The organism is Streptomyces sp. NPDC005899, assembly GCF_040629645.1.
In the GTDB taxonomy this organism is placed as follows: domain Bacteria; phylum Actinomycetota; class Actinomycetes; order Streptomycetales; family Streptomycetaceae; genus Streptomyces.
This window is the reverse complement of sequence record NZ_JBEXWB010000353.1, coordinates 1-6,492: the sequence shown is the minus strand read 5'-3', so window position 1 is coordinate 6,492 and position 6,492 is coordinate 1. Positions and strand designations below refer to the sequence as shown.

Annotated in this window: 7 protein-coding genes; 1 reads left to right on the top strand and 6 read right to left on the bottom strand. The window is 73.2% G+C overall.

Annotated elements, in window-relative coordinates; translation table 11 throughout:
• Positions 1–8: 8 nt before the first annotated feature.
• From ABZ371_RS27370 to ABZ371_RS27345, 6 genes are all read right to left on the bottom strand, one after another.
• Entirely contained in the window at positions 9–470 is a 462-nt protein-coding gene (locus ABZ371_RS27370) for an ATP-binding protein (RefSeq protein WP_358684359.1), read from the bottom strand.
• 163 nt (positions 471–633) lie between these two features.
• Complete coding sequence (locus tag ABZ371_RS27365; protein ID WP_358684357.1) at positions 634–2,730, bottom strand: xanthine dehydrogenase family protein molybdopterin-binding subunit; 2,097 nt, start codon at positions 2,728–2,730, stop codon at positions 634–636.
• Positions 2,731–2,770: 40 nt separating this feature from the next.
• A complete protein-coding gene (locus ABZ371_RS27360; protein ID WP_358684355.1) occupies positions 2,771–3,760 on the bottom strand; it encodes a xanthine dehydrogenase family protein subunit M in 990 nt (329 codons plus the stop codon).
• Positions 3,757–4,326, bottom strand: a complete 570-nt coding sequence (locus ABZ371_RS27355; protein WP_358684353.1) for a 2Fe-2S iron-sulfur cluster-binding protein — start codon at positions 4,324–4,326, stop codon at positions 3,757–3,759. Before ABZ371_RS27355 ends, ABZ371_RS27360 begins: the two co-directional genes overlap by 4 nt.
• Positions 4,327–4,396: 70 nt before the next feature.
• Positions 4,397–4,792 (bottom strand): hypothetical protein, encoded by a 396-nt coding sequence (locus ABZ371_RS27350; protein ID WP_358684351.1) that lies wholly within the window; start codon positions 4,790–4,792, stop codon positions 4,397–4,399.
• 225 nt (positions 4,793–5,017) lie between these two features.
• Positions 5,018–5,983 (bottom strand): LLM class F420-dependent oxidoreductase, encoded by a 966-nt coding sequence (locus tag ABZ371_RS27345; RefSeq protein WP_358684349.1) that lies wholly within the window; start codon positions 5,981–5,983, stop codon positions 5,018–5,020.
• A gap of 88 nt (positions 5,984–6,071) precedes the next feature.
• On the opposite strand from ABZ371_RS27345, the gene ABZ371_RS27340 reads away from it, so the two are divergent.
• The gene (locus ABZ371_RS27340; protein WP_358684347.1) at positions 6,072–6,407 is read left to right on the top strand and encodes a DUF6479 family protein; all 336 of its coding nucleotides are present in this window, start codon (positions 6,072–6,074) and stop codon (positions 6,405–6,407) included.
• The last annotated feature ends 85 nt before the right edge of the window (positions 6,408–6,492 follow it).

Here is a 6,492-nt window from a genome sequence, read left to right as displayed (position 1 = left end):
GCCGCCGGTCAGACGAGCTCGGCGGCCGGCCGGGGACGGAACGCGTCGCCCGAGGGGAGCGGCGCGCCCGGCAGCAGCCGGGTGGTGCGGGGCGTCTGGGCGTAACGCGTGAACCAGACCACCTTGCCCCCGGTGGTCCGGCAGGTGCCCCAGCTGTCGCTCAGGGCCATGACGCGGCTGAGGCCGCCACCGCCGCCGCTGAGCAGCCTGGGCATCCGGGAGCCGCTGTCGGCGACGGACACCGTCAGGTGCCGTCCGGTCCAGCGCAGTTCGACGACACACGTGCTGTCGGCGCCGACGTGCATCCGGACGTTGGTCAGGAGTTCCTCCGCCGCCCGGCAGACCGGCCGGACGTGCAGATCGAGACTCCAGTGGCGAAGGTGCGCGGCGACTATGCGCCGGAGCTGGGAAACGCGCTCAGCCGACACCTGCAGTTCGACCTGGTAGTGCCGGTCGAGTGGAACGGTCATCGTCGAGGCTCCTCACCGCGAGGCCCACTTGCTTCACCCCGTCCGAACCGACGACCCCCGAGCACGAAGCGTGAGCGTTCATCACTTCTGGGTCACTCATCAGGGTGACCCCGGTGAGCCGGTCGCGCAACCGAGGGACGCACGTCCTCCCCCGCGTGGACGGTCACGGCAGGTGGGGCAGCACCGTGTCCGGCGTGAGAGGCAGGGTGCGGAGCCGGGCGCCGGTGGCGTGCCGTACCGCGTTGCCGATGGCGGCCGCCGTGCCGACGATGCCGATCTCGCCGATGCCCTTGCTGCCCATGGGGTTGAGGTGGGGGTCCTCCTCGTCGATCCAGTGGGCCTCGATGTCGGGTACGTCGGCGCAGGTGGGCACGTGGTAGGAGGCCAGGTCCCGCTCGGTGAAGTCACCGTGCGCCGCGTCCATCGTGCTGCCCTCGGTCAGTGCCATGCCGAGTCCCATGACCATGCCGCCGACGAACTGGGAGTGTGCGGTGCGGGCGTTGAGGATGCGGCCGGCGGCGAACACCCCGAGGAGCCGGCGCACCCGCACCTCACCGGTGACGGAGTCGACGGCCACCTCGGCGAAGTGCGCCCCGAAGGCGTGCCGTGCGTAGGGGGACTCCCGCGCCGCCTCCTGCTCGGTGTCGGCCGTGACCGTGATGCCGTCGGGCGGGACCGGTCCGGTGTGCTCGCCGAGCCTGCGCACCAGCGCGGTGGCGGCCTTGTGCACCGCCGAGCCCCAGGACGCCGTGCCGGAGGATCCGCCGGCCACGGAGCCCTTGGGCAGGTCGCTGCTGCCGATGTCGATCCGGACGTTGTCGAGCGGTGTGCCGAGCGCGGCGGCGGCGATCTGCGCGAGGACGGTGCGCGCGCCGGTGCCGATGTCGGTGGCGTTGACGCCGATCCGGTAGGAGCCGTCGGGCGCGGCGTGGGCGGATGCCGCGGACGGCGAGAGGAGTACCGGGTACGTCGCCGACGCCACTCCCGTGCCGAGCAGCCACGGCCCCTCCTGCCGGGACGCGGGGCCCGGGTCCCGGTCGTACCAGCCGAACCGGCGCGCCCCCTCCTCCAGGCAGGCCCTGAGGTTGCGGCTGCTGAACGGGCGCCCGCTGTCGGGTTCGGTGGCCGGCTCGTTGCGCAGCCGCAGTTCGACCGGGTCGATCCCCAGCGCGCAGGCCAGTTCGTCGATGGCCGACTCCAGGGCGTACATCCCGGACGCCTCCCCCGGCGCGCGCATCCAGGACGGGCTGGGCACGTCGAGGGCCGTCACCCGGTGCACCGTGCGGCTGTGCGGCGAGGTGTACATGACGCGGGCGGGCACGGCGGCCTGCTCGACGAACTCCTTGACGGTGGAGGTGTGGGTGGCGACCTCGTGGGCGAGGGCGGAGATGACGCCGTCGCGCCCGGCACCGATCCGCACCCGCTGCACCGTCGGCGCGCGGTGCCCCACGATCGCGGGCATGTGACGGCGCGGGACGGTGAGCTGGACCGGCCGTCCGGTGAGGCGGGCCGCCATCACCGCCAGGATCACCTGCGGGCGCGGGGTCCCCTTGGAGCCGAATCCGCCGCCGACGTGTTCGGAGACGACGGTGATCCGGTCCGGGTCGAGCTCAAAGGCCTGGGCCAGGGTGTCACGCACGGTGGTGGAGCCCTGGCTGGAGTCGTGGACCGTCAGATGCCCGTCGGCCCAGGTGGCGGTGGAGGCGTGCGGCTCCATCGGATGGTTGTGGAGCCCACCGAGTGTGTACGTGGCGTCGATCCGCACCGGCGAGGCGGCGAACGCGCCGTCGAAGTCACCGCGCTCACGGACGGCCGCGTTGCCGCCGTTGGCCAGCTCGGGGACGTAGAGGCCCGGATGGTCGCCGGTGAGCACGACGTCGTGGCCGTCGCTCTCGTACTCGACGCGCACGGCGTCGGCACCCTCCCGGGCCGCCTCCAGGGTCTCGGCCAGGACCAGGGCGACGGGCCAGCCCCGGTGCGGCACCCGGTGGTCCTGGAGGACGGCGAGGACCGGATCGTCGGCCTGCCCGAGGCGAGGCGCGTTGTCCGGGGTCAGGACGGTGTGCACGCCCGGCAGGACGAGCGCGTCGGCCGTACGGACGGCGGTGACACGGCCCTTGGGCACCGTGGCCGTGACGATCCAGCCGTACAGGCGGCCGGGCGGGGTGTGTTCGGCGGCGTAGCGCGCCGCGCCGGTGACCTTGTCCCGGCCCTCGCGGCGGACGACGGGCGCGCCCAGTGGCTGGGGGGCGTGGCTCATGTCGGTGGTCCTCGGTTCGTCGGAGGTGCGGGCGGGCCGGTCAGCCGGCCGGGGAGGCGAGTTCGGTCAGGACGCCGAGGGCCAGCCTGCGGGCCAGGTCCACCTTGAAACCGTTGTCCCGCAAGGGCCTGGCGGCCTCCAGTTCGGCGTCCACCGCCCGCGCGAAGGTCTCGGGGCCGGCGGGTGCGCCGCGCAGCAGGTCCTCCGCCGCCCGGGCGCGCCACGGGCGGTGGGCGAGCCCTCCGAACGCGAGCGACGCGTGCGCGACACGTCCGTCGCGCACCGCCAGGACCGCCGCGACGGAGGCCAGGGCGAAGGCGTACGAGGCGCGGTCGCGGGCCTTGCGGTACAGCGACGCCGATCCGTCGGGGCGGGGCGGCAGCACGACCTCGGTGATCAGCTCCCCCGGCCGTACGACCGTGTCCTGGTCGGGGTTGTCGCCGGGCAGCCGGTGGAAGCCGGTGACGGGCACGGTCCGTTCGCCCTCGGGCCCCTCCAGGCGCACGGTGGCGTCGAGAGCCGCGAGGGCGACCGCCATGTCCGAGGGGTTGGTGGCGACGCAGTCCGGTGAGTGGCCGAGTACCGCGAGGTCGCGGTGGACCCCCTCCCGCGCGGAGCAGCCCGAGCCCGGGCTCCGCTTGTTGCACGGCTTGGAGATGTCCTGGAAGTACGGGCAGCGGGTCCGCTGGAGCAGGTTCCCACCGGTGGTGGCGGCGTTGCGGAGCTGCCCGGACGCCCCGGCCAGCAGGGCCTGCGACAGCACCGGGTAGTCGGCGCGCACCTCGGGACGGGCGGCGAGGTCGCTGTTGCGTACGGTCGCGCCGACGCGGAGGCCGCCGTCCTCCGTCCGCGTCACGTGGTCCAGCGGCAGCCTGCTGACGTCGATGAGCAGGCCGGGCGTCTCCACGCCGAGCTTCATGAGGTCGACGAGGTTGGTGCCGCCGCCGAGGAACCGGGCACCGGGGTTCTCGGCTCCCGCGCGGACGGCTTCGGCGACGGATCCGGGGCGCAGGTAGGCGAATGGTTTCACGGGGCCACGTCCTCGATCGCCCGGACGATGTTCGGGTAGGCGCCGCAGCGGCAGAGGTTGCCGCTCATCCGTTCACGGATCTCCCGCGCGTCGAGCGGCGCGGGGCCCTCCGGGACGGCCGGCGTCCTCGGGGTGACGTGGGACGGGGATCCGGCCGCCGCCTCGTCGAGCATGCCGGCCGCCGAGCAGATCTGTCCGGGGGTGCAGTAGCCGCACTGCAGCGCGTCCCTCTCCAGGAAGGCCGCCTGGAGGGGGTGGAGCCGGTCGCCGTCGGCGAGGCCCTCGACGGTGGTGACGCGGGTGCCCTCCTGGGCCACGGCCAGCAGCAGGCAGCTGTTGGCCCGCCGGCCGTCGACCAGGACGGTGCAGGCGCCGCACTGCCCGTGGTCGCAGCCCTTCTTCGCGCCGGTCAGTCCCAGGTGCTCGCGCAGCGCGTCGAGCAGCGTCGTGCGGTTGTCGAGGGTGAGGATGCGTTCGGTGCCGTTGACGTGCAGGGCGAAGGTCGAGCGGTCGCCTGCGGCCGGGGCGTGCGCGGTGGCGTCGCGCCCGGCGGGGGTGGGGTCCATGTACGCGTACCTTCCGGATTCCGGTCGGGCAGTCTGGCTGCCGGCGGGTCCGGCTGTCAGGTGCGACCCGTCAGGCGGGGCGGTGGCTCTCCAGGCGCAGCCGGACCTCCTGTTCCTGGTCCCCGGCCGCGGTCCCCACCACCCGTACGGCGAAGGCGTCCGCCAGGTGCTCGCGGAGGCGGTCGACGGCCCAGTAGCCGCCCTGTGCCTCCACCGTGACCGGCGTGGAGAGCTGGGCGGGTTCGGCACCGGCCTTCGTCTCGGTGACGTCGACGGTCGCCGTCCACACCGTCGGGCGGTTGTCCGACGCCTCCTCGGGCGTGTCGCCCGCCGGGCGGTCGGACGCGAAGGAGCGGCGCAGCACGTCGAACACGGTCCGTGCGTCCTCCTTCGGGCAGCCGGTCACCGCCACGACGACGTCGCCGCTCTCCTGGTGCTCCTGCGTCTGCTGGGGAGTGCTGTTCACGCTTGTTCCTTTCACTGGGGTGCCGGGGAGACACCGTTCGGTGCACCCGCGACCGGGGACCGGCCGTGCGCGGCCCCCGGTCGCGGGTACCGTCCGGCGGGCCCGGTCACCTGGTCGTACTCCCTCTCGCGTGCCCGCCCGCGCCGCGGGGATTCCTTCCAGGCTGACCCCGCGTCCGCATCTCGGCGACACGAGCCGCGCGGGCCGGGTCACGATCCGGCCGGGTCAGAGTTCGCGCAGGGCCGGGAGCAGTGTGGTCCTGGCCCACTCGATGAAGGGGCGCTGGTGCCCGCCGCCCACCTGCACGAGGGCGATCTGGGTGAAGCCCGCGTCGCTGTAGGCGCGGACGGCGTCGACGAACGCGTCCACGTCGTCGCCGCACGGCACGGACTCGGCGACGTCCTCCGGCCGGACGTGCTGGGTGGCCTGTTCGAATCCAGCCGGGCCGGGGAGTTCGGAGTTGACCTTCCAGCCGCCGACGGACCAGCGGAACTGGTCGTGGGCGCGGGCGATCGCGGCGTCCCGGTCGGGGTCGTAGCAGACGGGGATCTGGCCGACGCGGGGCTTTCCCGCGCCACCGTGGCTGTCGAAGGCGCTCAGCAGGCCGGCGTCCGGCTCGGTCGCGATGACCAGGTCGCCCAGCCGTCCCGCGAGCGCACACGACTTCGGGCCCGAGACGGCGATGCCGATGGGCACGCGCTGCTCCGGCAGGTCCCAGAGCCTGGCGTTCTCCACGTCGAAGTGGGTGCCGTGGTGGTTGACGCAGTCCCCGTCGAAGAGCGCGCGAATGATCTCCACGGCTTCCTCGAGCATCTCCAGGCGCACGTGGGCGGCCGGCCATCCTGCGCCGACCACGTGTTCGTTGAGGTTCTCGCCGGAGCCGAGACCGAGCCGGAAACGGCCTTCGGCCAGGAGCTGGAGTGTCGCCGCCTTCTGGGCGACCACGGCGGGGTGGTAGCGCGTGGTCGGGCAGGTCACGTAGGTCATCAGCGGGATCCTGGAGGTCGCCTGGGCCGCCGCGCCCAGCACGGACCAGGCATAAGGCGCGTGTCCCTGGGAAGCGAGCCAGGGGAAGTAGTGATCGGAGGTGACGGAGAAGTCGAAGCCGGCTTCCTCCGCCGCCACCACGTCCTCGACGAGGGCGCGCGGGCCTGCCTGCTCGGTCATCATCGTGTAGCCAATCTCAACCATATGAAACTCTTTTACCGTGACATCGCCATAAAACATGAATTCATGTCAATGGCTGTCTGCGATCGGGTTCCCGGGGTATGCGGCATGCATGGACGTAACGAACGGAGCATGGGAAGCGCTCGCCTCCACCGGTGGTTCCGGCGGCCCGGGCGCGGTTGGCGTGATCATCGGCATTGTCGGCCTGCTCGTGGTGCTGCTGCTGATCGGTGGGTTCGTCCTCGGGATGCGGCGCCGGGACAAGGAGTCACCGGCACCCCGCCCCGAGGAGCAGCCGCTCCGGCCGGATCACCGGACGGAGGTGCGGGAGAGCGGCCCGCATCACGCGGACCACTTCCCCGAGGACGGCAGGGCCCTCTCCCCCTACGAGCTGAGCGACCGCGGTAACGAGGTGATCCCGCCCGAGGACGAGCACCGGCGTGACTGACACGCCCGGGACCGACACACGATCAGGCCGGAGACCGGCCGACGGGACGCGTTCGTCCGGGCCCGGCACGGAACGGGCCCGGACG

Excerpts from the sequence above, each read along its gene's own strand:
- ABZ371_RS27370 (WP_358684359.1), bottom strand. The coding sequence starts at position 470 with ATGACCGTTCCACTCGACCGGCACTACCAGGTCGAACTGCAGGTGTCG.
- ABZ371_RS27365 (WP_358684357.1), bottom strand. The coding sequence starts at position 2,730 with ATGAGCCACGCCCCCCAGCCACTGGGCGCGCCCGTCGTCCGCCGCGAG.
- ABZ371_RS27355 (WP_358684353.1), bottom strand. The coding sequence starts at position 4,326 with ATGGACCCCACCCCCGCCGGGCGCGACGCCACCGCGCACGCCCCGGCC.
- ABZ371_RS27345 (WP_358684349.1), bottom strand. The coding sequence starts at position 5,983 with ATGGTTGAGATTGGCTACACGATGATGACCGAGCAGGCAGGCCCGCGC.
- ABZ371_RS27340 (WP_358684347.1), top strand. The coding sequence starts at position 6,072 with ATGGACGTAACGAACGGAGCATGGGAAGCGCTCGCCTCCACCGGTGGT.